Origin of the sequence: Citrobacter sp. RHBSTW-00017 (genome assembly GCF_013797615.1) — a bacterium.
GTDB classification, from domain to species: Bacteria; Pseudomonadota; Gammaproteobacteria; order Enterobacterales; family Enterobacteriaceae; genus Citrobacter; species Citrobacter braakii.
The window spans coordinates 2774227-2799539 of the sequence record NZ_CP056899.1 but is presented as its reverse complement, the minus strand read 5'-3'; the positions used below and the strand labels follow the sequence as shown (position 1 = coordinate 2799539).

23 protein-coding genes are annotated in these 25313 nt (G+C 52.0%); 16 read left to right on the top strand and 7 right to left on the bottom strand.

What is annotated here, in order from left to right; all coding sequences use genetic code 11:
• Positions 1–120: 120 nt before the first annotated feature.
• Both HV037_RS13525 and HV037_RS13520 read right to left on the bottom strand, forming a co-directional pair.
• Complete coding sequence (locus HV037_RS13525; protein ID WP_016156367.1) at positions 121–600, bottom strand: DUF2778 domain-containing protein; 480 nt, start codon at positions 598–600, stop codon at positions 121–123.
• Positions 597–1079 (bottom strand): Hcp family type VI secretion system effector, encoded by a 483-nt coding sequence (locus HV037_RS13520; protein ID WP_016156368.1) that lies wholly within the window; start codon positions 1077–1079, stop codon positions 597–599. Before HV037_RS13520 ends, HV037_RS13525 begins: the two co-directional genes overlap by 4 nt.
• Positions 1080–1803: 724 nt before the next feature.
• Between HV037_RS13520 and sufA the strand changes: the two genes are divergently transcribed.
• The 7 genes from sufA to HV037_RS13485 all read left to right on the top strand — a co-directional run bounded on the left by sufA (position 1804) and on the right by HV037_RS13485 (position 8446).
• The gene (gene sufA, locus HV037_RS13515) at positions 1804–2172 is read left to right on the top strand and encodes a Fe-S cluster assembly scaffold SufA (protein ID WP_016152905.1); all 369 of its coding nucleotides are present in this window, start codon (positions 1804–1806) and stop codon (positions 2170–2172) included.
• Between the two features lie 8 nt (positions 2173–2180).
• On the top strand, positions 2181–3668 hold the full coding sequence (gene sufB / locus HV037_RS13510; protein ID WP_016152906.1) for a Fe-S cluster assembly protein SufB: 1488 nt from the start codon (positions 2181–2183) through the stop codon (positions 3666–3668).
• 16 nt (positions 3669–3684) lie between these two features.
• On the top strand, positions 3685–4431 hold the full coding sequence (sufC, locus tag HV037_RS13505) for a Fe-S cluster assembly ATPase SufC (protein WP_016152907.1): 747 nt from the start codon (positions 3685–3687) through the stop codon (positions 4429–4431).
• Positions 4406–5677, top strand: a complete 1272-nt coding sequence (sufD, locus tag HV037_RS13500; protein ID WP_103283866.1) for a Fe-S cluster assembly protein SufD — start codon at positions 4406–4408, stop codon at positions 5675–5677. Before sufC ends, sufD begins: the two co-directional genes overlap by 26 nt.
• Positions 5674–6894 carry a cysteine desulfurase SufS gene (gene sufS / locus HV037_RS13495; RefSeq protein ID WP_016156370.1) on the top strand — a complete coding sequence of 407 codons (1221 nt, stop codon included), beginning with the start codon at positions 5674–5676 and terminating at the stop codon, positions 6892–6894. The genes sufD and sufS overlap by 4 nt, the downstream gene beginning before the upstream one ends.
• Positions 6895–6906: 12 nt before the next feature.
• A complete protein-coding gene (gene sufE / locus HV037_RS13490) occupies positions 6907–7323 on the top strand; it encodes a cysteine desulfuration protein SufE (RefSeq protein ID WP_016152910.1) in 417 nt (138 codons plus the stop codon).
• A 118-nt stretch (positions 7324–7441) separates the two neighbouring features.
• On the top strand, positions 7442–8446 hold the full coding sequence (locus HV037_RS13485; protein WP_103283865.1) for a L,D-transpeptidase family protein: 1005 nt from the start codon (positions 7442–7444) through the stop codon (positions 8444–8446).
• Between the two features lie 68 nt (positions 8447–8514).
• On the opposite strand, the gene lpp is transcribed toward HV037_RS13485, so the two are convergent.
• Positions 8515–8751, bottom strand: coding sequence for a murein lipoprotein Lpp (lpp, locus tag HV037_RS13480; protein WP_003029373.1), 237 nt, complete (start codon positions 8749–8751; stop codon positions 8515–8517).
• A gap of 309 nt (positions 8752–9060) precedes the next feature.
• The gene (gene pykF / locus HV037_RS13475; protein WP_016152912.1) at positions 9061–10473 is read right to left on the bottom strand and encodes a pyruvate kinase PykF; all 1413 of its coding nucleotides are present in this window, start codon (positions 10471–10473) and stop codon (positions 9061–9063) included.
• A gap of 576 nt (positions 10474–11049) precedes the next feature.
• Between pykF and HV037_RS13470 the strand changes: the two genes are divergently transcribed.
• From HV037_RS13470 to HV037_RS13460, 3 genes are read left to right on the top strand one after another with little or no spacing between them, the layout of a single operon-like run.
• On the top strand, positions 11050–12072 hold the full coding sequence (locus HV037_RS13470; protein WP_016156371.1) for an ATP-binding cassette domain-containing protein: 1023 nt from the start codon (positions 11050–11052) through the stop codon (positions 12070–12072).
• Positions 12065–12733: a methionine ABC transporter permease gene (locus HV037_RS13465; protein ID WP_016152914.1), complete on the top strand. Its 669-nt coding sequence runs from the start codon at positions 12065–12067 to the stop codon at positions 12731–12733. Before HV037_RS13470 ends, HV037_RS13465 begins: the two co-directional genes overlap by 8 nt.
• Before the next feature lie 21 nt (positions 12734–12754).
• Complete coding sequence (locus HV037_RS13460; RefSeq protein ID WP_003029358.1) at positions 12755–13567, top strand: MetQ/NlpA family ABC transporter substrate-binding protein; 813 nt, start codon at positions 12755–12757, stop codon at positions 13565–13567.
• A 74-nt stretch (positions 13568–13641) separates the two neighbouring features.
• On the opposite strand, the gene ttrA is transcribed toward HV037_RS13460, so the two are convergent.
• Genes ttrA through ttrB form a run of 3 tightly spaced genes read right to left on the bottom strand, consistent with a single transcriptional unit; the run spans position 13642 to position 18463 of the window.
• Positions 13642–16713 (bottom strand): tetrathionate reductase subunit TtrA, encoded by a 3072-nt coding sequence (gene ttrA, locus HV037_RS13455; RefSeq protein ID WP_103283864.1) that lies wholly within the window; start codon positions 16711–16713, stop codon positions 13642–13644.
• Positions 16706–17728 (bottom strand): tetrathionate reductase subunit TtrC, encoded by a 1023-nt coding sequence (gene ttrC / locus HV037_RS13450; RefSeq protein ID WP_103283863.1) that lies wholly within the window; start codon positions 17726–17728, stop codon positions 16706–16708. Before ttrC ends, ttrA begins: the two co-directional genes overlap by 8 nt.
• Positions 17729–18463, bottom strand: a complete 735-nt coding sequence (gene ttrB, locus HV037_RS13445; RefSeq protein WP_019076686.1) for a tetrathionate reductase subunit TtrB — start codon at positions 18461–18463, stop codon at positions 17729–17731. It abuts the gene before it with no gap.
• A 227-nt stretch (positions 18464–18690) separates the two neighbouring features.
• Here ttrB and ttrS point away from each other — a divergent pair, with 227 nt between their 5' ends.
• The 6 genes from ttrS (at position 18691) to HV037_RS13415 (ending at position 25291) form a co-directional block, all read left to right on the top strand.
• Positions 18691–20424, top strand: coding sequence for a tetrathionate respiration histidine kinase TtrS (gene ttrS, locus HV037_RS13440; protein ID WP_231392230.1), 1734 nt, complete (start codon positions 18691–18693; stop codon positions 20422–20424).
• Complete coding sequence (gene ttrR, locus HV037_RS13435) at positions 20399–20983, top strand: tetrathionate respiration response regulator TtrR (protein WP_016156376.1); 585 nt, start codon at positions 20399–20401, stop codon at positions 20981–20983. The genes ttrS and ttrR overlap by 26 nt, the downstream gene beginning before the upstream one ends.
• Positions 20984–21075: 92 nt before the next feature.
• Positions 21076–21285: a fumarate hydratase FumD gene (gene fumD / locus HV037_RS13430; RefSeq protein ID WP_003029345.1), complete on the top strand. Its 210-nt coding sequence runs from the start codon at positions 21076–21078 to the stop codon at positions 21283–21285.
• A gap of 482 nt (positions 21286–21767) precedes the next feature.
• On the top strand, positions 21768–22394 hold the full coding sequence (locus HV037_RS13425; RefSeq protein ID WP_016152920.1) for a ferredoxin-like protein: 627 nt from the start codon (positions 21768–21770) through the stop codon (positions 22392–22394).
• A gap of 118 nt (positions 22395–22512) precedes the next feature.
• Complete coding sequence (locus HV037_RS13420) at positions 22513–24615, top strand: aldehyde ferredoxin oxidoreductase (RefSeq protein ID WP_016156377.1); 2103 nt, start codon at positions 22513–22515, stop codon at positions 24613–24615.
• Between the two features lie 10 nt (positions 24616–24625).
• Complete coding sequence (locus tag HV037_RS13415; RefSeq protein WP_016156378.1) at positions 24626–25291, top strand: YdhW family putative oxidoreductase system protein; 666 nt, start codon at positions 24626–24628, stop codon at positions 25289–25291.
• Positions 25292–25313 lie beyond the last annotated feature (22 nt).

The following is a 25313-nucleotide window of genomic DNA, read 5'->3' as shown; positions in this document are numbered from 1 at the left end:
CATCGGGATAGATTAAATCAAATAATTTATTTTCAGGTAAATATTTGAAAATAAATAGAAAAAAACAAACCCAAGATATTGCAAATAAATACCATGTGATGACTTTTTTAATATGTTTCATTAATACACCTGAATAGTGCCGTATGCACGAAGACTGGGGGTAACCAGCATTTGTGGAGTGCTTAAAAGTGCTTCCCGGAGTATGTTGTAATGAGCTCTGCTGGGAAGAGTTATGCAGCCATTACTGACGCCAGTATACCCCGCAGGGTGCAATCTGAAATACCCACGGCTGACCTTGTTATAGAACGTAACGTCATCTAATTTTTCATCCTCTCTGAATAATCCGAACCAGATATCGCGGTCTGAACCGCTAATCTCTGACGCAGTATAATCTTTAATTGCGCTGAAAATCCCGCCTTTCGGACGCGAAACAATATAGTATTTACCGGGAGGAAGCGGCCCGATATCCTTAATTGCTATCGATTCAGGGTTGTTTCTATGCTCCCCACTGTTACCTGAATATGCAGGGAAGAAGCCAACTCCGGGGCAGCTAAGACTTGATAGCTGCCCACCGTTTAAATGAAATGTGCAACGAATCACCGTTCACTCCAGGAATCAGAAAATATTATATTCCCGTCGCAGTGTTTCCAGGTTATTCGTTCATATCTAAGAGCAATACTTTCAAGGTGATTGTGTTTTTCAGTGGCTGCGTTTTTCACGTCATGCATTAGAGGACAAATTGAAACCACCTTCACTGTTTCGAGTAGCATATTGAAGTATTCAACTTCCTGTCCTGCATCATTGATTTTGTACCATTTAAATTCGGCTTCTTTAAGGGTTTGTCCAGTGGCTACTGCTTTGTAAAAATATGGACTGGAGCTATCAAACTCCTTTTCAAATATAAGAGCGGTGTGTACTCGTGTTCCTGTTATTTTCCCTGTGTTGTTGTCGGTAGGGAGGTGCAGGCCATGACTAAACCCTAAGATCTCAATGCTCCCCACACGGTCGCGAACATCTACAGAACCCTTGATGTCTGCTCCTCCATCATCTTTTAACCACAAATACGCAGGTATAGCCATTTAAAACTCCATTTCACATACGCAAGGTAACTGTAATAAACGACATGACGCATGAATACGCAAGGCAATAAATGTCATACATTTTTATTATGTTTTATTTATATTTATGAGAGAAATAAAAAGCTTAGAATTAAAAATGAATAGTAATGGTGCACATATAAGAATAGTGAGATTTTGAAGCGAAATATATTGCTTAATTCTGATATTGAGAAAGTCTTTGTAATGCTATCAAGCAGGATCTTAAAAGTAGACGCGCAAACCGTACCGTCGATTTTGTTCGGAAGGCGTTGTGGTGTTTTGGATAAATCACGCGCAGAGGGCGCATGAAAAAGGGTGAAGTTTGGGGGGCAAAAACGCACTGGGGCGCAATTTAGAGGATTAACTAGTCCGTTTTTGGCTATAACAAGAAGAGATTAAGTTAATAATTATACAATAGTCGTATGATTTCATTAAATTTTTAAAACTTATCACTTAAATAGACATTATCTATACATCTTTTAGTTTTTGACCTGTCTGTACGATTCAATTGTTAAAACCCATTATTAATCAATACATTGAACAAAAAAACCCATCCCTGTTAACCCACGCAGCAGGGTCTATGCTTAGTAAAAGGGGGCAAAAAGGGCGATTAACCCGAATGCCCCTGCTGTTGAGGGGTTGAAGTGATAATCATTATCACTAACATGTTGTTATAGCTTGAAAGCTAGTGACTCGAGGTAACCCTATGGAATTGCATTCAGGAACATTTAACCCGGACGATTTTGCCTGGCGTGGTCTGACGTTAACGCCAGCGGCTGCGGCGCACATCCGCGAGCTGGTGGCAAAGCAACCCGACATGTTAGGCGTGCGTTTAGGTGTGAAGCAAACGGGATGCGCGGGATTTGGCTACGTGCTGGACACCGTTCGCCAGGCGGAAAAAGACGATCTGCTGTTTGAAACGGAGGGGGCCAGACTTTATGTGCCGTTACAGGCGATGCCGTTCATCGACGGCACAGAAGTTGATTTCGTGCGCGAAGGATTAAATCAGCTATTTAAATTTCATAACCCGAAAGCCCAGAACGAATGCGGCTGTGGCGAAAGTTTTGGGGTATAGGCGGTACTATGTCTCGTAATACTGAAGCAACTGACGATGTCAACACCTGGGCTGGCGGGCACCTTAATTACAAAGAGGGCTTCTTCACCCATCTACAAACCGATGAACTGGCAAAAGGGATCAACGAAGATGTCGTGCGCGCGATTTCGGCAAAACGTAATGAACCCGACTGGATGCTGGAATTTCGCCTGAATGCCTTTAAAGCGTGGCTCACCATGGAAGAGCCGCACTGGCTAAAAGCGCATTACGATAAGCTGAACTACCAGGAGTACAGTTATTACTCCGCGCCGTCCTGCGGTAATTGCGATGAAACCTGCGCGTCTGAGCCGGGCGCGGTGCAGCAAACGGGGGCGAATGCGTTTTTAAGTAAAGAAGTTGAGGACGCATTTGAGCAGCTTGGCGTGCCGGTCCGCGAAGGCAAAGAGGTGGCGGTTGATGCCATTTTTGACTCGGTGTCGGTGGCGACAACTTATCGCGATAAACTGGCGGAACAGGGCATTATTTTCTGTTCGTTTGGTGAGGCGATTCACGATCACCCTGAGCTGGTAAAACAATATCTGGGTACGGTTGTCCCGGGTAATGACAATTTTTTTGCGGCGCTAAATGCGGCGGTGGCCTCCGACGGCACGTTTATTTATGTCCCGAAAGGTGTACGTTGCCCAATGGAACTGTCGACCTATTTCCGTATAAATGCGGAAAAAACCGGTCAGTTTGAACGCACCATTCTGGTTGCGGATGAGGGCAGTTACGTCAGCTATATCGAAGGCTGTTCAGCCCCGGTACGCGATAGCTACCAACTGCATGCCGCGGTGGTGGAAGTCATTATCCACAAAGATGCCGAAGTGAAATACTCGACGGTACAAAACTGGTTCCCTGGTGACGGTAACACCGGCGGCATTTTGAACTTCGTCACCAAGCGCGCTCTGTGCGAAGGCGAAAACAGCAAAATGTCGTGGACGCAGTCGGAAACCGGCTCGGCCATTACCTGGAAATACCCAAGCTGTATTCTGCGCGGCGACAACTCTATCGGCGAATTCTACTCCGTCGCGCTGACCAGTGGTTATCAGCAGGCCGATACCGGCACCAAGATGATCCACATCGGTAAGAACACCAAATCGACCATTATCTCGAAAGGGATCTCTGCGGGACACAGTCAAAACAGCTATCGCGGCTTAGTGAAGATCATGCCGACCGCAACCAACGCCCGCAACTATACCCAATGCGACTCGATGCTGATTGGCGCGGATTGTGGAGCGCACACCTTCCCGTATGTGGAGTGTCGTAACAATAGCGCCCAGCTTGAGCATGAAGCTACGACCTCGCGCATTGGTGAAGACCAGCTGTTTTACTGTTTGCAGCGCGGCATCAGCGAAGAAGATGCCATTTCGATGATCGTTAATGGTTTCTGTAAAGACGTGTTCTCTGAACTGCCGCTGGAATTTGCCGTTGAAGCGCAAAAACTTCTCGCCATAAGTCTTGAACACAGCGTCGGTTAAAATTTAAGGAAAGCACATGTTAAGCATTAAAAATTTACAGGTCAGTGTGGAAGATAAGGCGATCCTGCGTGGGCTGAGCCTGGATATTGGCCCCGGAGAGGTACACGCCATTATGGGGCCGAACGGTTCCGGGAAAAGTACGCTTTCCGCAACGCTCGCCGGGCGCGATGACTACGAAGTCACCGGCGGGACGGTAGAATTCAACGGTAAGGATTTACTGGAACTGTCACCCGAAGACCGGGCCGGTGAAGGGATCTTTATGGCATTTCAGTATCCGGTAGAAATCCCCGGCGTCAGTAATCAGTTTTTCCTGCAAACGGCACTGAATGCGGTGCGCAGCTACCGTGGCGAAGAGTCGCTGGACAGGTTTGACTTCCAGGATCTGATGGAAGAGAAAATCGCGTTATTGAAGATGCCGGAAGATTTGCTAACGCGTTCGGTCAACGTTGGTTTCTCCGGTGGCGAGAAAAAGCGTAATGACATTTTGCAAATGGCGGTGCTGGAACCTCAGCTGTGCATTCTTGATGAGTCGGACTCCGGGCTGGATATCGACGCGCTGAAAGTCGTTGCGGATGGCGTGAACTCGCTGCGCGACGGGCAACGTTCATTCATTATCGTCACCCACTATCAGCGCATCCTGGATTACATCAAACCCGATTATGTGCACGTTCTCTACCAGGGGCGAATTGTGAAATCCGGTGATTTCACGCTGGTCAAACAACTGGAGGAGCAAGGTTATGGCTGGCTTAGCGAACAGCAGTAACGTGCTGCAACAGTGGCATCATCTGTTTGAAACGCAAGGGGAGACGCGCTCGCACCACGCCCAACAGCACCTGCAGCAGATGCTGCGTCTGGGACTGCCAACGCGTAAGCATGAGGACTGGAAATACACGCCGCTGGAAGGATTAACCAACAGCCAGTTTGTCAGTCATGTCACTGAGATAACGTCCGCCCAGTGTGAAGCGTTAGCGCCGGCTATTGATGCTGTCCGCCTGGTGTTTGTTGACGGGCAATTCTGTCCAACGCTCAGCGACAGCGTGGAAGGTAGCGGTTTTAACATTACCGTTGATGATGTGCGCCAGTCGCTACCGGCGGCTATCCAACCGGAAGTCTTTCTGCACCTGACCGAAAGCCTCTCCCGCAGCGTAACGCACATTCAGGTGAAGCGTAACCAGCGACCGGCAAAACCGTTGCTGCTGCTGCACATTACCCAGGGGCTGGCGGGTGATGAGGTGAACACGGCGCACTATCGCCACCATCTGGACCTGGCAGAAGGCGCAGAAGCCACCGTCATTGAACACTATGTCAGCCTCAGCGAATATCGCCATTTTACCGGTGCACGATTAACGATGAACGTCGCGGCAAACGCACACTTGCGCCACATCAAACTGGCGTTTGAGAATCCGCTCAGCCACCACTTCGCGCATAATGATATTCAGTTGGGCGCTGATGCCACGGCCGCCAGCCACAGCTTTTTACTCGGTGATGCGGTGTTGCGCCATAACACCAGCACCCAGCTTAACGGCGAAAACACCACGCTTCGGCTTAACAGCCTGGCGATGCCGGTGAAAAATGAAGTCTGCGATACCCGCACCTGGCTTGCGCACAACAAGGGATATTGCAACAGTCGACAACTGCATAAAACGATTGTCAGCGATAAGGGGCGCGCGGTATTCAATGGCCTGATCAACGTCGCTCAGCACGCCATTAAAACCGACGGTCAGATGACCAACAATAATTTGCTGCTCGGAAAACTGGCGGAAGTGGATACCAAGCCGCAGCTTGAAATTTATGCCGACGACGTGAAATGCAGCCACGGGGCGACGGTAGGGCGGATCGACGACGAGCAGATGTTCTATCTGCGTTCGCGCGGGATCGGCCAGCAGGATGCCCAACAAATGATTCTCTATGCGTTTGCCGCTGAGCTGACGGAAGCCCTGGGCGAGGAAACGCTGAAACAACAGGTCCTGGCACGGATCGCCCAACGCTTGCCGGGAGGCGTAGCATGACATTTCCCATTGAAAAAGTGCGGGCTGATTTTCCGGTCCTGACGCGTGAAGTGAACGGTTTACCGTTGGCGTATCTGGATAGCGCCGCCAGCGCGCAAAAGCCCAACCAGGTGATTGATGCCGAAGCCGAGTTTTACCGTCACGGCTATGCCGCGGTCCACCGCGGGATCCATACGCTGAGCGCGCAGGCCACGGAAAAAATGGAGAATGTGCGCAAGCTCGCCTCGCTGTTTATCAACGCCCGTTCAGCTGAAGAACTGGTGTTTGTTCGCGGCACAACGGAAGGTATCAACCTGGTAGCTAACAGTTGGGGCGGCAGCAATGTGCGGGCGGGCGATAACATTATCATCAGCGAAATGGAGCACCACGCCAATATTGTGCCCTGGCAGATGTTGTGCGCTCGCGTAGGTGCAGAACTGCGCGTTATTCCGCTCAATACAGAAGGTACGTTGCAACTGGAAACGCTGCCGACGCTGTTTGACGATCGCACGAAACTGCTGGCGATTACCCATGTGTCTAACGTGTTGGGCACGGAAAACCCATTGGTTGAGATGATTGAGCTGGCGCATCAATACGGCGCGAAAGTGCTGGTGGATGGCGCACAGGCAGTTATGCATCATCAGGTGGATGTGCAGGCGCTGGATTGCGACTTCTATGTTTTCTCTGGGCACAAGCTCTACGGGCCAACCGGTATTGGCGTTCTGTATGCCAGAGAGTCATTGCTGCAGGAGATGCCGCCGTGGGAAGGCGGTGGGTCGATGATTGCGACGGTGAGCCTGAGCCAGGGGACGACGTGGGCCAAAGCCCCCTGGCGGTTTGAAGCCGGAACGCCAAACACCGGGGGAATTATTGGACTCGGCGCGGCTATTGAATATGTTTCCGCGCTGGGGCTTACTGAAATCAGCGAATATGAACAATTCCTGATGCGCTATGCGCTGGAACAGCTGGCGGATGTGCCGGATTTAACGCTCTACGGGCCGGATAATCGTCTGGGGGTGATTGCGTTTAACCTCGGCAAACATCATGCCTATGATGTCGGAAGTTTTCTTGATAACTATGGCATCGCCGTGCGGACAGGGCATCACTGCGCTATGCCGCTGATGGCCTACTATAACGTTCCTGCGATGTGCCGGGCGTCGATTGCCATGTACAACACCCACGAAGAAGTGGATCGCCTGGTAACGGGCCTCAAGCGTATTCATCACTTACTGGGATAACAGGGAGGCGTTATGGCTGCGCTGCCGGATAAAGAAAAGTTGTTGCGTAATTTTCTGCGTTGCGCTAATTGGGAAGAGAAATACCTGTACATTATTGAACTGGGTCAGCGTTTGCCGGAATTAAACGACGACGATCGTAATACGGAAAATAGCATCCAGGGCTGTCAAAGTCAGGTATGGATTGTCATGCGTCAGAATGCTGAAGGAATTATTGAATTACAGGGCGACAGCGATGCGGCAATTGTGAAAGGGCTTATCGCTGTCGTATTCATTTTATATGACCGCATGACGGCCCAGGATATTGTGAATTTTGATGTGCGTCCGTGGTTTGAAAAAATGGCGCTCGCACAGCATCTCACACCGTCTCGTTCACAAGGGCTGGAGGCGATGATTCGGGCTATTCGCACCAAAGCCGCAACTCTTAGCTAAACTGATAAAACACGTCAATTTTCAGCTCGACGTGAAAGAGTGAGGTAGTGCAACGCAGTGACTCGTAGGCCGGATCGGGCGCTCGACGCCGTCCGGCAGGAACGCCAGGGGGGTGAGTATGAAACGCGCGTCTGTTATTACGTTAATGCTAATCGGCGCTTACAGCGCTATTCAGGCCGCATGGGCGGTCGATTATCCTTTGCCTCAGGCGAACAGCCGTCTTGTTGGGCAAAATCAAACTTACACCGTGCAGGAAGGCGATAAAAACCTACAGGCGATTGCCCGTAAGTTTGATACCGCCGCAATGCTGATCCTTGAAGCCAATAATACGATTGCCCCCGTACCTAAACCCGGAACGCTGATTACTATTCCCTCGCAATTACTGCTACCGGATGCACCACGAGAAGGCATTATTGTGAATCTGGCGGAACTGCGTCTGTATTACTTCCCGCCGGGAGAGAATATTGTTCAGGTTTTCCCAATTGGTATCGGTTTGCAGGGGCTGGAAACGCCGGTAATGGAAACCCGGGTTGGGCAGAAAATCCCGAATCCGACCTGGACCCCTACAGCAGGCATCCGTAAACGCTCTTTGGAGCGCGGCATAACATTACCGCCGGTAGTACCTGCCGGGCCAAATAACCCGTTAGGACGCTTTGCACTGCGTCTGGCGCATGGAAACGGTGAATATCTCATCCATGGCACCAGTGCGCCTGACAGCGTGGGACTGCGCGTAAGTTCTGGGTGTATTCGCATGAACGCGCCGGACATCAAAGCACTGTTTGCTCAGGTCCGGACAGGAACGCTGGTTCGGGTGATTAATGAGCCGATAAAATATTCGATAGAGCCGAACGGAATGCGCTATGTCGAGGTGCATCGACCGCTGTCGCCGGAAGAGGAGCAAAACGTCCAGACCATGCCGTATGTGCTGCCAGCCGGTTTTACCCAGTTTAAAGACAATAAAGCCGTCGATAACAGTTTGGTGGAAAGAGCCTTGTATCGTCGTGCGGGCTATCCGGTCACCGTAACGGCCGGGCATGCGTCGGTCGTAAGCAATGGCGCGGAAGTGAAGTCTGCACAGAATGGCGTGCCGGGAGAGGATGCAGAGGTGCGTGCTACGCAATAACAGGGAAGGGAAATTCAGAGCAAAAAAAATGGCGCACAATGTGCGCCATTTTTATTACACAGATACTATTACTTGCGGTATTTAGTAGCTGCGTTGTCCAGACGCTGGTTAGCGCGAGCTGCGTCATCTTTAGCAGCCTGAACGTCGGAACGCATTGCGTTCACGTCGTTGCTCAGCTGGTCAACTTTAGCGTTCAGAGTCTGAACGTCAGAAGACAGCTGATCGATTTTAGCGTTGCTGGAGCAACCTGCCAGCAGAGTAGAACCCAAGATTACCGCGCCCAGTACCAGTTTAGTACGATTCATTATTAATACCCTCTAGATTGAGTTAATCTCCATGTAGCGTTACAAGTATTACACAAAGTTTTTTATGTTGAGAATATTTTTTTGATGGGAATGCACTTATTTTTGATCGTTCGCTCAAAGAAGCATCGAATTGTGCAAAAACGGCTAAAAACCCGAGTGAAAACAGAAAGCTTCCATCGGATTCATCTTAGATAATCACGGATTAGATAGTGAAATCCGATTTGATTTTTTATTAATTGTAGCTATCGATAAAATAAAAAAAGCGCCACCAGGGCGCTTTTTTAAGCAAATTAATTCGCGTTGGAATTATTACAGCACGTGAACGGATGCCGTGTTGGTCGTGCCGCTCGGAACCAGTGCACCGGAAACCATCACCACAACGTCACCTTTCTGAGCCAGACCGCTTTCCAGAGCGACTTCTTTACCCAGACGATAGAAATCATCGGTAGAGCTGATTTCTTTAACTACCTGTGCAACAACGCCTTTGCTCAGCACCAGCTGACGCGCGGTAGTTTCGTTGGTGGTCAGCGCCAGGATGGTGGCATCCGGGAAGTATTTACGTACTGCGCGAGCAGATTTACCGCCCTGAGTTGCTACAACGATCAGCGGAGCATCCAGTTTTTCTGCAGTTTCAACCGCGCCACGGCAAACGGCTTCGGTGATGCGCAGTTTGCGGCTGTCGTTGTTGAAGTCCAGACGGCTGGTCATCACGCGGTCGGTACGCTCACAGATGGTTGCCATGATGGTGACGGCTTCCAGCGGGTATTTACCTTTTGCAGACTCGCCAGACAGCATTACTGCATCGGTACCGTCGAGGATGGCGTTCGCTACGTCACCGGCTTCAGCGCGGGTCGGACGCGGGTTTTTGATCATGGAGTCCAGCATCTGGGTCGCAGTGATAACGACTTTACGTGCACGGATACATTTTTCGATGATCATCTTCTGCGCGAAGATAACTTCTTCAACCGGGATCTCAACACCCATGTCGCCACGAGCAACCATGATGCCGTCAGATGCTTCGAGGATTTCGTCGAAGTTGTTCAGGCCTTCCTGGTTTTCGATTTTGGAGATGATCTGGATGTTTTCGCCGCCGTGCGCTTTCAGGTGCTCACGGATTTCAACGACGTCAGAACGTTTACGGATAAAGGATGCTGCAACGAAGTCAACGCCTTGCTCGCAACCGAAGATCAGGTCCTGTTTGTCTTTTTCAGCCAGTGCTGGCAGCGCGATGGAAACGCCCGGCAGGTTAACGCCTTTGTTTTCGCCCAGGTCGCCGTTGTTCAGCACTTTACAGATAACTTTGTTACCTTCGATAGCGGTAACTTCCATGCCGATCAGACCATCGTCAACCAGAACGGTATTGCCGACGGACAGATCTTTAGTGAAGCCTTCATAAGTCACTGCAACGATTTCGTTGTTGCCGACAACGGATTTGTCGGTGGTGAAGGTGAAGGTTTGGCCCGCTTTCAGGGAAACGTCGTTACCGCCTTCCAGTTTGATGGTACGGATTTCCGGACCTTTGGTGTCGAGCAGGATTGCGGCTTTCTTGCCGGTTTTGCTCATGACGTTGCGCAAATTCTTGATGCGCTGACCGTGTTCTTCATAGTCCCCGTGGGAGAAGTTCAGACGCATGACGTTCATGCCCGCGTCCAGCATTTTGGTTAACATCTCTTCGGATTCGGTTTTCGGACCGATGGTGCAAACAATTTTCGTCTTTTTCATGACAGTCTTAGTCTTTAAGTTGAGAAGGATATGGAAATCTGGCTCCCGCCGCGCACGGACGGGAAGCTAAACCTGAGTTACGAAAGTTGTGATGCCTCGCTCTAAGGATAGGTGACATCGAAAGAGCGTGCAGAGGAATGTGTGCTTGTGGTTCAGCCCAACGGGATGGTGAGTTTTGTAGTCGTTGAGTTTTACAGGTCAATGTGCTGAAACCATTCAAGAGACAATTGGCGCGCATTATACGCTGAAAATTATCAAAAAGGAAAATGGAAACAGTGTTTCAAAACACTTCTGTGCAGTTTTACAGAAAATATTCATTAATTTGTTTCCAGGTATGGATAAAGAGGTTATTCGCAGCAGCATTTGTTGCGCAACAAGGTGTAATTGTCATCCCAATCCCTGACTTTTTGTGTATAACGCCGACCAAACCGACATATTTCTAAAAGTTATATCAAATGCGTTTTAATTCATTTTAAAAGCCAATCTCACTGATTACACTCGTTTGGACATCCATACTGCTAAACAGCCAAAAGCGCTAGCAGCAGAACAATAAGCAGCAGCGGATACCTAAACGACATGATTGTCCTGAAAAATATTTCGAAAGTGTTTACGCCAGGCAGGCTTGCCATTACCGCTGTCGATAACGTCAACCTGACGGTTGAACAGGGACAGATTTACGGAATTATTGGTTACAGCGGGGCGGGGAAAAGCACCTTAATACGCTTACTTAATGGTCTGGAAAAACCGACTTCAGGCAGCGTAACGATTAACGGCCACGATATCTCTGCCGCCCGTGGGGAATCTTTACGTCAGGCGCGACTGAAAATCAGCATGGTGTTTCAACACTTCAATTTGCTGTGGTCACGAACGGTTAGTGAAAATATTGCGTTCTCTATGCAAATTGCTGGAGCGCCAAAAGCATCAATTAAAGCGCGAGTTGCTGAACTGATTTCGCTGGTGGGGCTGAGCGGTCGTGAAAATGCGTATCCGTCTCAGCTGAGCGGTGGGCAAAAACAGCGGGTAGGAATTGCCCGTGCGTTGGCGAACAATCCTGACGTTCTGCTGTGTGACGAAGCCACCTCGGCGCTGGATCCGCAAACTACCGATCAGATCCTCGATTTGCTGCTCGATATTAATCGCCGCTTCAAATTAACCATTGTGCTGATCACGCATGAAATGCACGTGGTACGAAAAATCTGCGATCGCGTCGCGGTAATGGAAAACGGCAGGGTCGTTGAGGAAGGCGACGTGCTCAACGTCTTTACCCATCCGCAGCAGCCGATCACCCGACAGTTCGTTCGTCAGGTGAGTCAGTACACCGAGGAAGACGAGTTTAACCCACAGTTGGCCCGCGAGTTGGGCGGTGTGGTGATCAAGCTAACGTTTACCGGGCAACGTACGCATCGGCCTGTGGTTGGCGAATTGACCCTGCGCTATGGCCTGCCGTTTAACATTTTACACGGCAAGATGACGCAAACCGCGCACGGTGTGTTTGGTCAGCTTTGGGTGCACGTTGTGGCCTCTGAGGAACAATTGAACAATATTTTGGCCGATCTGCGCCAGAGCGACATTGAAGGCGAGGTGATCAACCATGGCTGAAGAACTGTTTCCTCATCTGAAGTGGGAACAACTGCTGGCAGCAACCCAGGAAACGCTCTACATGACGGTCCTTTCTGGCGCAGCGACCTTTGTCCTGGGCGTTGCACTTGGTCTGGCTCTGTTCCTGACCGCACGCGGCGGACTGTTTCACAATCGCGCGGTGTATAGCGTTATTTCGCTGGTGGTGAATATCTTTCGTTCCATCCCGTTCATCATTCTGATCGTGCTGCTGATCCCGTTTACCAAAGCGATGGTTGGCACCATTCTCGGCGCTAATGCCGCGTTGCCTGCGCTGATCGTAGGGGCCGCACCGTTTTATGCGCGTCTGGTCGAAATTGCCCTGCGTGAAGTCGACAAAGGGGTTATTGAGGCGACGCGTTCGATGGGCGCACGGCTAAGCACGCTTATTTTTCGGGTTTTACTGCCGGAATCCTCTCCTGCTCTGGTGTCCGGGATCACCGTGACGCTGATTGCGCTGGTCAGCTACAGCGCGATGGCAGGGGTAATTGGCGCCGGTGGTTTAGGGAATCTTGCCTATCTGGAAGGTTTTCAGCGCAACCACAGCGACGTCACGCTGGTGGCGACGGTGACGATTTTGCTCATTGTCTTCATCATCCAGCTTTGCGGCGATGTGATCACCTCTCTGTTAGATAAACGCTAATAAAATACGGAAACCATTATCATGAAAAAATCACTGACGTTACTCGCCGCAGCAACCTTAAGCGCCCTGAGCTTTGCCTCCTGGGCCGATACTCTGACCGTTGGCGCCTCTAACGTGCCGCACGCGGAGATCCTTGAGCAGGCTAAGCCTATTCTGGCGAAGCAAGGGATCGATTTAGAGATTAAACCGTTCCAGGATTACATTCTGCCCAACACCGCGCTGGCTGGCCGTGAGATTGACGCTAACTACTTCCAGCATATTCCGTACCTGAACAGCGTGATTAAAGATCATGCGGGCGATAAAACCTATGATTTCGTCAGCGCCGGAGCGATTCACATCGAGCCAATTGGGATCTATTCGAAAAAAGTGAAATCGCTTAAAGATCTGCCGGAAGGCGGCAAGGTCATCATGCGCGATGCGGTATCTGAGGAAGGCCGTATTCTGTCGATTTTCGAAAAAGAGGGCGTAATCAAGCTGAAGCCGGGCGTGGATAAAGTCACCGCGCGCATTAGCGATATCGTCGAGAACCCGAAAAAACTGAAGTTCCTGCCTAACGTGGAAGCCGCGCTGTTACCGCAGATGTATAACAACGACGAAGGCGATGCGGTGGTGATTAACGCCAACTACGCCATCGACGCCGGGCTGGATCCGGTGAAAGATCCTATCGCCGTCGAAAGTGGTGAAAACAACCCGTATGCCAACATCATTACCGTGCATCGTGGCGACGAGAAGAAAAAAGATATCGTGGCGCTGGTTGATGTCCTGCACTCAAAAGAGATCCAGGACTGGATCCGCACCAAATATAAAGGTGCGGTGATCCCGGTAAATAACTGATCCGCGGGCGTTGCCTTATCCGGCCTACGACGTTCTGTAGGCCGGATAAAACGCGTTGGCGTGGCCATCCGGCGCTAGAGTTTCACTCGCTCAATCCTCGCTGGCAACCCCTGGCGCACCGCTGCACCTGACACCCAGTCAAGCCAGGTATTGGCTACCTGCCGGGTAGGATCCGCAAAGCCCAAATCGTTGAGATTAATCCCCGACCTTATTTGTGCGTCAAACGCCATCGGCTTGCCGTCGAGCGAATGCTGCGCCGCGCCCATTTCTTTATGCCCATAACCGTGTTCAATGGCGATCACGCCCGGCATCACGCCATTAAGCAGGCTTATCTGCGCCTGCGCCTGACCGCCAGGCGTGGTGATACGCACCATATCGCCGTGCGCTAAACCATATCGTTGACCATCCTGCGGATTAAGCGCCACCAGATTAACCGGCTTCAGATGATGCAGACGTGGGATCACCGCCGTGGCGCTGGACATGGTATTGGATTTAAAAGAAATCAGTTTCAGCGGCCACTCTTGTTCCGGGAACAACTCCTCGACCGCACGCCCATCTGACAGGCGTGAAGGATACCAGGCCGGGCAGCCGCTGTAGCGCTCGCCGGTAATTGCATGGCGGTGCGCGGCGACGTCCGCATTCCAGATTTGTAGCGGTTTTTCCCACGCATTGCCTATCCGATTCTCAACCCGCCCGCTGTTGTCTGGCGCAAAACGCCCACCGCGGGAGTAGATAAACGCCACCCGGCTGATTTCATCGGCTTTCAGCGTTTGGGTCATCACCGGCACGATCCGCTGTACCCCAGTCAGCGCCAGGTCTTCCGGTTGCGCTTCAGCGACCGGCGCTTTGCCCATAAACGCAATATTGGCGGCGAGTCGCAGGTAGTAATCTTCCGCACGATTCAACGGATAGTGATTGCCCTGCGGATCGGTAATCGCATTGTCACCAAATCCGGGGAGCCCGATGCGTTTTGCCACTGCGATACAGAAAGATTCCATCGAGGCGGGTTGACCATCAGCGGTACTGCTGGTTGCCGCTGTCACTACCGGCCAACGCGCGGTGGTGGCTTTACTGGCAACGCCGGCCCACGGGGCGCTGAATCCCCAGCTTTCAAAGTTGTGGGTATCCGGCACGATGTAATCGGCCAGCGCCGTGGTTTCGTTCATAAAGGCGTCAATAGCGATAAACAGCGGCAGACGCGCAGGATCCTTGAGCTTTTCTTCCGCCACGCCGCGCAACCCTGCGATGCCGTAGAACGGGTTGGTCATGTTGGAGATCCAGGCTTTCAGCGGATAAGGGTAGCCTTCCAGCGCCGAGACGAGGAGTTCGGTAAGCTGGCCTGCGACAAACGGATACCACGGGGCTTTGGCCGGGAAGGGCGATTGTCCGGCGGCCACCTTATTGCGATACTCTTCGGAAGACTCATAAGCAGTTTTACTGCGCGCGATGCTTAATCCTTTTGGTTTTACCTTCCCGGCGAAGCTGTCCATGTTGTAGCGCGGACCGTCGGTGGCGCCATTGAACTTGCCGCCGCCGACAAATACGCCGCCTTCAAGACTGAGATTGCCAATCAGCGCATTGAGCATCATCACCGACCAGGCGTTATAAAATCCATTGCCTGCCATCATTCCACCGTGCGTAATCACCGCTGCCTGGCGGCCATGGCGGGTAAACGCGTCGGCCAGGGCGCCAATGTCAGCTTCAGACACGCCGCATTGCTGGCTGTACTGCGTCAGCGTTAGTTTCCCGGCGGACTCTTTCAGACACTGGAAGCTGCTTTTTACCGTCACCGTCTGACCGTCTGCCAGCGTGACCTGGCGGGTGACGAACAGCTGCGCGCGTGGGCAACTGCTGGCGGCGACAATTTCGCCGGCCTCGTTAATGACCACCGGCTCCTGGGCGGCGTTTGCACTCAGGTGCGCGAGGGTTAAATGCTGTCCGGCAAGGGTTGGAAGCTCATCGGTAATCACCAGATGCGTGGCGTTAGTCCAGCTTTTTTCCCCGGCCTGCTGCATGGCCTGTACGCCGGGAATGGTGAGATAATCGGCGTTATAACGCTGTTTTTCGATAATCCAACGGATCATCCCCATCGCCAGCGCGGAGTCACTTCCCGGTCGTACAGGCTGCCAGTGGCCGCGATTGTCAGCCTGCACCGTGGTCAATGGCAGGGCCGGTGCCACCACCACATAACGGAAGTCGTCGCGTAAACGGGCGCTGGCCAGTTGGCGAGCCTGGCGCTTAAACGGGTTACCGGATTGCGCCGGAGACGTTCCCATAAATAGCGCGAATTTGACATTGTCCCAGTCGGGCTTCACATGGGTATTTTTATCCAGATCGCCCATTAACGCACCGGAACCGGCCCGGTATGCCAGACCACAGTAAGCGCCATGAGCGCCGAAGTTTTTACTGCCAAAACTATTTAATGCAAAGCGGCGCAAAAATGTATCACGTCCTTCATCGCTGGTATTGGTGACCAGCAGTTGATTGGATTTAGGGCCAAAGCCGGGATGCCTGGCATCAAGCGGTGTGTTGGTGTCATGGATTGCCCGCAAGCCGTCAACGTGGCCTTCACCAAACAAGTCGCCGCCTTCCACCACCTCTTTGATCAGCTGTTCAAAGCTGATGCTCTGCCATTTTCCCTCACCGCGTTTGCCGACACGTTTCATGGGCTGGAGAATGCGTAACGGGCTGTATAAACCTTCAAGTAAGGTTGCGCCACGGGCGCAGGCCGTGGAACGAGCGTCAAGACCCGTTTCGCCCGCCAGTTGTTCCATTGCGGTGGCAAAGGGGACGGAGGCGTCAATATGGTGCTCGTGAGACAATGGGTGATAGGGGTTGCCCGCAATGCGCAACACCTTGCCTTGTTCGCTGTCAACGCGCACCCGCACGCCACACTGCGTCCAGCAGCCGAAGCACTGCGTCATGGAGATAACCTGCTGCGGGTTCTGCTGCCAGCGCGGCTGGGCATTGGCTTCGGGGATGAGGGCGTTACCAAAGATGCGATCTCGGGTAATTTTGCCCGAGGAGCCGTCCAGCAAACCGTCTATCGCGCGCTTTGCCACATCCCGATAACTCAGGCCAAAAGTCACCATGCCACCTACGGCAAGGCCTACTTTAAGCCACTGACGACGGGTTAAATTAGCCATGTTGCATTCTCCTTGCGATCGCGTTCAGGGCTTCACGAACAATAATGATCAGTGCTATCCACAGGCCGAAGGTGCCCACAATGGCCAGCCAGCCATCGGTACCACCGGGCAGGGTATAAGGATTAAACAGCGCGTTAAATTTCGGTACGGTCTGCACCTGGATAAGTAACGTCCAGCGCATCAGCCAGCACAGCGCCATCGCGCTAAATACAAGTAATATGCGCAGCGGCAGTAATAAGGGGTTACGGAGCACCAGCCCGCACAGGACAAGCGAAACAAGCCATAGCGCAACCCAACCGATGGCGTAGTGTCGTGCTAACGGGGCAACGTTCAGCCATTGGCGAATAGCCGAACCGGAAAGCGTATTGCCGCTCACCCATATCACTACGACTAAAGCCAGTACCATCAGGGTGACTGTCTGCCCCCACGCCAGTTTGCGGGTCAATGTTCCCTCGCGTTTTGTCGCGGCGATGAGCAGGGCGAGAAACGTTTGCAGCGCGCTGAGGAACATCGCAACCGGAAAGGCGTAGCTGAACCAGACGGGACGCGCCTGCACTACCGACACTTCGCGGCCGGTGTATACCAGCAACCCGATGGCTGACAAGGCGCTACCTATCGCCAGCCACTTAGCGACACTGTAACTTTTAAGCGTTAACCGTTTAACATGCTGCGCCAGAAACCACAGACCTAAGAAGCCGGTAAAGAGTGGTAAAAACAGCGCGCCCCAGGGCATCCAGGACCACGGCGTCGGCCAGGCGTAGAAATGCCAGACGCGGGCGGTTTGGTGTAAGTCAGCGGTCAGCGCCAGCGGCGCGGTAATCGCGCAGGTCAGGGCGATTAACAGCGTCAGATTTTCCAGCTCCGGCATCTCTTGTTTACGCCAGTGAAGTACGCAGGCGAACAGCGCGGCGCAGGCGGCAATGCCGATGAAAAAGAAATATTGTACGGCCCAGGGTAACCAGCTTACGTCCTGGGGATGGGCCAGAACCTCTTCAATAACCAGTGAATGGTTCATTTAAACCTCCTGCCAGAGAGCGGGTTGAGCACGTCCCATCAACGGGGTTACAAACGCTTCGTCCAGACCCAGATAGAACACGTGCGGTGATGTCCCGTTTTCCGGTTTCAGGACTTTGATGGCGTCATGGTGTTCACGCAGCATTTGAGAAATTCGGCTGTGCGGATCTTTGATATCGCCTATGATGCGCGCGCCGCCGACGCAGGATTCCACGCAGGCTGGGAGCAGGCCAGCTTCGAGGCGGTGAACGCAAAAGGTACATTTATCGGCGGTTTGTGTTTCATGGTTGATGAACCGCGCATCATAAGGGCAGGCCTGCACGCAGTAGGCGCAGCCCACGCAGCGCGTGTTGTCGACCACCACAATGCCGTCTTCGCGTTGGAAAGTAGCCTGTACCGGGCAAACGGGCACGCAGGGAGGATTATCACAATGGTTGCACAGCCGCGGCAGCAGGACGTTGGTGACGCTCTGCTGACCTTCAATCTGCACCTGGTACTGGTTAACGAGGGTGCGAAATTCACCCTGCGGCGTCTGGTTTTCAATGGCGCAACTGACAGTACAGGCCTGGCAGCCGATACAGCGTCGCAGGTCAACCAGCATGGCGTAGCGATGCTGAAGTGAGCCTTCATGGCGTTCAGGCGAGAAGGGAAATTGCGCCTGAGCCAAGGGTACCAGTGATGCGCCAGCGGTCAGGACGCCCAGTTGTTGGAGAAACTGCCGTTTACTGCTGTCCATATTTTCTCCCGTCACGATGCAACAACGAAACATTGGTCACGCCGTTGGTTTGCGTGTGATGAATAAAGAATCTTGATGATTTACAGTGTAAAAATCGTGACGGGGGGTACTCTATTGTGGTTAACCACATACCCGGCTTGTTGTTGATCTAAAACAACATAATTGACAGGGATAATTGAGTGGGACGCAACGTAGCAAAATGTCTGACGGTGCTGGTGTCGCTATGGATGCTAAGCGGTGTGGTCAGGGCTCAGACATGGAACATTGGCGTTTTGGCGATGCGTGGGGATGTCTCCACGCGTAATCACTGGCAGCCGCTGGAAACCCTGTTGAATCAGCAAATTCCCGGCGAACAGTTTCATATTCAACCGCTGGACCTGCGGCAGATGCAGGAGGCGGTGAATCGTGGAACGGTACAATTTGTGGTCACTAATCCGGCGCAATTTGTTCAACTAAACAGCCGCGCTGCGCTACGCTGGCTGGCGTCACTCCGTTCTACTCGCGGGGGGAAAGCCACCAGTAATGTGATTGGCAGCGCGATCCTCGTCAGGCGCGATAGCGGGATAACCTCCGCACACGATCTGATCGGCAAAACGGTGGGTGCCATTGATGCTCAGGCATTTGGCGGCTATTTGCTGGGATATAAAGCGCTCAGCGATGCCGGCCTGCGCCCGGATCGCGATTTGCGCCTGACGTTTACCGGATTTCCCGCCGATGCCTTACTCTATTTATTACGCGAAAAAGCCGTGCAGGCGGTGATTGTGCCGGTGTGCCTGCTGGAAAAAATGGACGAAGAAGGGCTTATTCGTAAAACAGATTTTACGGCGGTGCTTAACCATCCGACGTCGATTCCCTGTTTAACCAGTACGCCGCTCTATCCTGACTGGTCATTTGCGGCACTGCCTGCGGTAAGCGACGAGCTGGCCGATCGCGTCACGCGGGCCCTGTTCAATGCGCCGCAGAACGCGACGTTTCGCTGGGGGGCGCCCGCCTCGACCCGCGAGGTGGAAGCGTTGCTGCGCGATGTCCGCCAGCATCCGCAGCAGCGCCAGCTGTGGCTGGATGTCAAAAGCTGGTTTATTCAACATCGGCTGGCGATGGGGGCCGCGGCTCTTGTCTTGTTGTTGTTGACGCTCAATTACATCTGGGTGATGTTGCTGGTCCGCCGACGCGGCAGGCAGTTGGAGCAAAACAACGTATTGTTGCGCAAACAGGAACAGGAGCTGGAAACCGCTCGCCAAATGAGCGTGCTTGGCGAGATGACGTCGGGTTTTGCCCACGAGCTCAATCAGCCGCTATCGGCTATCCGTCATTATGCGCAGGGCTGTCTGATCCGCCTGCGTAGTCAGGATCAACAGCATCCGCTGCTGCCCGCGCTGGAGCACATTGATACCCAGGCGCAGCGGGGGGCTGATACGCTGCACAATCTTCGCCAGTGGGTCAGCCAGGCACAGGGCAATCCGGTGATGACCGATGACTGGCAGGTCGTCAACGTTCATGATGCTATCCATCACGTCTGGCAATTATTACGCATGCCCCAGCAATTTCCGGCGGTAGCGCTGCAAACGCAGATCGGTAAGGCGTTAACATTAACGTTGCCGAGTGTTCTCCTCGAACAGGTACTGGCCAATGTGGTTCTCAACGCCGCCCAGGCGGGGGCTACCACCGTGTGGTTTTGCGCTCAGCGTGAGGATGGTGATGTGAGTATTCAGGTGCAGGATAACGCCGGAGGTATTGATGAGGTGCAGCTGTACCAGGCTTTTCAGCCGTTTATGACCACCCGTAAAGAGGGCATGGGGCTGGGGCTAGCCATTTGTCAGCGGCTGGTGCGCTACGCAAACGGAGACATTGCGATCAAAAATCATCAGGCTCCAGATGACAAAGCGGGCGTGGTAGTGACATTACATTTTAAGCAAAATCCGGAGGGAGGCCGTCGTGGCAATCATTCATCTGCTGGATGACGATATTGCCGTCACCCAGGCTTGCGCGTTTTTACTGGAAAGTCTGGGATATGAGGTGTGTTGCTGGGAGCAAGGCGAAACATTCCTCACCGAGGCAAATCTGCACCAGGTGGGCGTACTTTTGCTGGATATGCGTATGCCTGTACTGGATGGGCATGCTGTGCATGAAGCCATGCGCCAGCGTGAGAGTACGCTGGCGGTGGTATTTCTCACCGGGCATGGCGATGTGCCGATGGCGGTTGAACAAATGAAACGCGGTGCGGTCGATTTTTTGCAAAAGCCGGTTTCCGCCGCGCCTCTGCAAGCGGCGTTAGAGCATGCAGTGCAGATTTCTCACGCCGCCTTTTCGCGACAAGAGATCGTGGTTTGCTATCAGCAGCTTACGCCAAAGGAGCGAGAGCTGGCGCAACTGGTAGCAAAAGGGTTAATGAATCGGGAAATTGCTGATGCCATGAATATTGCCGTGCGCACGGTTGAGGTTCATCGGGCGCGGGTGATGGAAAAAATGCAGGCGGGGAGTCTTGCTGAACTGGTTAATCGACTGCAGAGGATTCAGTAAATTTATGACATTTATTTGATTTTCATTGAATTTTGTCTAATCCGTCAGACTGATATATGCTGTTGGTTTGAGTTAATGACGAGCGGGAAAAAATGGGAAATCAGACCAAAGACGATGAGTTGTACCGTGAAATGTGCAGAGTAGTCGGTAAAGTAGTGCTGGAAATGCGCGATCTGGGACAAGAGCCTAAGCATATCGTCATTGCGGGAGTACTGAGAACCACCCTCGCCAACCAGCGTGTGAAGCGCAGCGAGTTAGAAAAACAGGCTATTGAGACCGTCATTAAAGCATTAGCCGGTTAATCCACAAAAAGAGGATGGTGGTCTCGTTCGCCGTCCTTTTATTCTCGTCACGTTAATTTATCAATATATATAATTTAGTGCTGCAATTAGAAGAGTAACCTTCGCTGTATATTGAGTTATATTCCGAATGATATATTAAAATATATATGCGAGTAGAGTCACAAATATTTGCAAAGCATGTGAAATATTATTTCAACTTATCTTAATGATAATAAATCTCACTCCGCATTTATTATTTCCCTTCCGTTTTTTAATTGATGACGATCAAAACTATGAGCGCTGAATAACCACATTATCTTTACGCCTAACCCTAAAGGATTAGATTCATTCAGTTTAACCACCGTCATTTTACGCGATCAGGTTAGGGCAAAAATTTACGTGTTGTTGGCAACATTAACCGCCCGAAATGGCTTGAGTTGCACGGGTTTAATTTAGCCTGGAGGTGTTGCTAACACAGCGTTTGCGAAGAGGATGCGAAATAAATGAATCAGGTTGATCGTCCATTTTTAGATTGTGGTTTAACGCGGCTTGAATTTCTGCGGATATCAGGAAAAGGTTTGGCAGGATTAACCATCGCCCCTGCACTGTTATCACTTTTTGGCTGTAAGCAGGAAGATATCGACAGCGGTACCGTGGGGCTTATCAATACGCCGAAAGGGGTGCTGGTGACCCAGCGAGCGCGCTGTACTGGCTGCCACCGCTGTGAAATTTCCTGTACCAATTATAACGATGGTGCCGTGGGGACTTTCTTTTCCCGTATAAAAATCCATCGCAACTTCTTCTTTGGCGATGATGGCGTCGGGTCCGGTGGCGGACTTTATGGCGATTTAAACTATACCGCTGATACCTGCCGTCAGTGCAAAGATCCGCAATGCATGAAGGTCTGCCCCATTGGCGCTATTACCTGGAAACAGGAAGACGGCTGTATTGCGGTGGATCATAAACGTTGTATTGGCTGCAGCGCTTGTACCACCGCCTGCCCGTGGATGATGGCGACCGTGAATACCGAAACAAAAAAATCCTCAAAATGTGTGTTATGTGGGGAGTGCGCCAATGCTTGTCCGACTGGGGCATTAAAAATTATCGAGTGGAAAGATATTACTGTTTGATAGATAGCAGGCATACCTGATACGCGTCATTAATTGCCAAAAATATCGCAGTTTTGCAAAAAAACTGCCTGAAGGATGGCGGGTATATCTATTAAACCTTCTTGCAAAGGAAAACATGATGGCTAATGGTTGGACAGGTAATATTTTACGGGTCAATCTCACCACGGGGAATATCACCCTTGAAGATTCCAGTAAATTTAAAAAATTTGTCGGCGGGATGGGCTTTGGTTATAAAATTATGTACGACGAAGTCCCGCCAGGCACCATGCCTTTCGATGAAGGGAATAAACTGGTTTTCGCCACCGGGCCATTAACGGGCTCTGGTGCCCCTTGTAGCTCCCGCGTCAATATCACCTCCTTATCGACTTTTACCAAAGGCAATTTAGTGGTGGATGCTCATATGGGCGGCTTCTTTGCTGCGCAAATGAAATTCGCCGGTTACGACGCCATTATTATCGAAGGCAAGTCCGCGACGCCTGTCTGGATCAACATTAAAGACGAAAAGGTCAGCATCGAAAAAGCCGATTTCCTGTGGGGTAAGGGAACGCGCGCCACAACCGAAGAGATTTGCCGCATTACCAGCCCGGAAACCTGCGTCGCCGCTATTGGTCAGGCGGGTGAAAATCTGGTGCCGCTCTCCTGCATGATCAACAGTCGCAACCACAGCGGAGGCGCCGGTACTGGCGCGGTAATGGGGTCGAAAAACCTGAAGGCTATTGCGGTAGAAGGGACCAAAGGGGTCAATATTGCCGATCGTAAAGAGATGAAGCGGCTCAATGATTACATGATGACCGAGCTCATCGGTGCCAACAACAACCACGTTGTGCCAAGCACCCCGCAGGCCTGGGCAGAATACTCTTCGCCAAACTCGCGCTGGACGGCCCGTAAGGGACTGTTCTGGGGCGCTGCAGAAGGGGGACCAATCGAAACCGGGGAAATCCCGCCGGGTAACCAGAATACCGTGGGTTTCCGTACCTATAAATCCGTGTTCGATTTGGGGCCAGCCGCTGAGAAATACACGGTCAAAATGAGCGGCTGCCATTCATGCCCCATTCGCTGTATGTCGCAGCTCAATGTCCCGCGGGTGAAAGATTTTGGCGTGCCAAGTACCGGCGGTAACACCTGCGTGGCGAACTTTGTCCACACCACCATTTTCCCCAATGGCCCGAAAGATTTCGACGATAAAGACGATGGGCGCGTGGTGGGAAATCTGATTGGCCTGAACCTGTTTGACGATTATGGCATCTGGTGTAACTACGGGCAGTTGCACCGTGATTTTACTTACTGCTATTCGAAAGGCGTCTTTAAGCGCGTACTGCCAGCTGAAGAGTATGCGGAGATCCGCTGGGATCAGCTGGAAGCGGGCGATCCTCATTTTATTAAGGATTTTTACTACCGGTTGGCGCATCGCGTGGGGGAACTCAGCCATCTTGCGGACGGATCGTATGCCATTGCTGAACGCTGGGATTTGGGCGAAGAGTACTGGGGTTATGCCAAAAATAAACTGTGGTCGCCGTTTGGTTTTCCTGTCCACCATGCAAACGAGGCCTCTGCACAGGTGGGGGCGATCACCAACTGTATGTTTAACCGTGACTGTATGGCGCACACCCATATCAACTTCATCGGTTCCGGTTTACCGCTGAAATTACAGCGCGAAGTGGCGGGCGAGCTATTTGGTTCGCAGGATGCATACGACGAAACCAAAAACTACACCCCAATCAATGCCGCCAAGATCAAATATGCCAAATGGACGCTGCTGAAAGTCTGTCTGCATAACGCGGTTACGCTGTGCAACTGGGTGTGGCCGATGACGGTTTCACCACTCAAGAGCCGTAACTATCGCGGCGATTTGGATCTGGAAGCAAAATTCTTCCAGGCGGTCACCGGCGATGAAACCACGCAGGCGAGTCTGGACTTGGCCGCTGAACGCATCTTTACCCTGCACCGTGCCTATACGGTCAAATTGATGCAAACCAAAGATATGCGCAATGAGCACGATCTCATCTGCTCCTGGGTGTTTGATAAAGATCCGAAGATCCCGGTCTTCACTGAAGGGACCGACAAGATGGACCGGGAAGATATGCGTCAGTCGCTGACGATGTTCTATCAGGAAATGGGCTGGGATCCAGAACTGGGTTGCCCAACGCGTGAAACCCTGAACCGACTCGGACTTGAAGATGTAGCCGCTGATTTGGCTGCACAAGATCTGTTGCCGGCGTAAGGAATGCGAGATGACTAACGTGAGCGACGTGCTGACCCCCGTTGAGGCGTTTCCTGACGAAGTGGATAGCCGAAAGAGACAGTGGCTGCAGGCGTTTCACCCGCCTGTAGAACAGATGAATGCGCCCCAGGTTCAGGAACCAGCCAGCCCGGAGTTGATTGTGGCAGATTTTATCCGCCAGCATTCAGCATCGGGGCAACTGGTGGCGCGCAGTGTCTTTTTGCTGCCGCCTTATTCGGTTCCTGAAACCGATCTTTCCGCGCTGCTGGATGTGCTGGGCCAGGACGCGAATGGTGCGGATATCACCTGTGTGCAGGGTGCGGAAGAAGCATATTTCTATTCGACGCAAACCATGACGGCAAATTACGCCGACATGTGTGTGCAGGTGGTGGAAAACGACATCTGCCGTGCGATTGCCGAGGCGGTACGCTTCGATTGTCGAACGTATCCTCGCCCTTATAAGGTCGCCATGTTGACGCAACCGCCGTATCGCTTTGAGTCTCAACAGATTGCCGCTGCGCTCACGGCTATGGAAACGCATCCTGATTATGCAGATATACGGACTGTGGAATCGTCAAATGCGGAGCCTTATTTGTTCAGCGAACGTTTTATGAGTTATGGCAAAGCGTACGGCCTGTGCGAATGGCTTGAGGTTGAGCAGTATCAGAACCCCTGAATTATTCAGGTTGATGTCATGG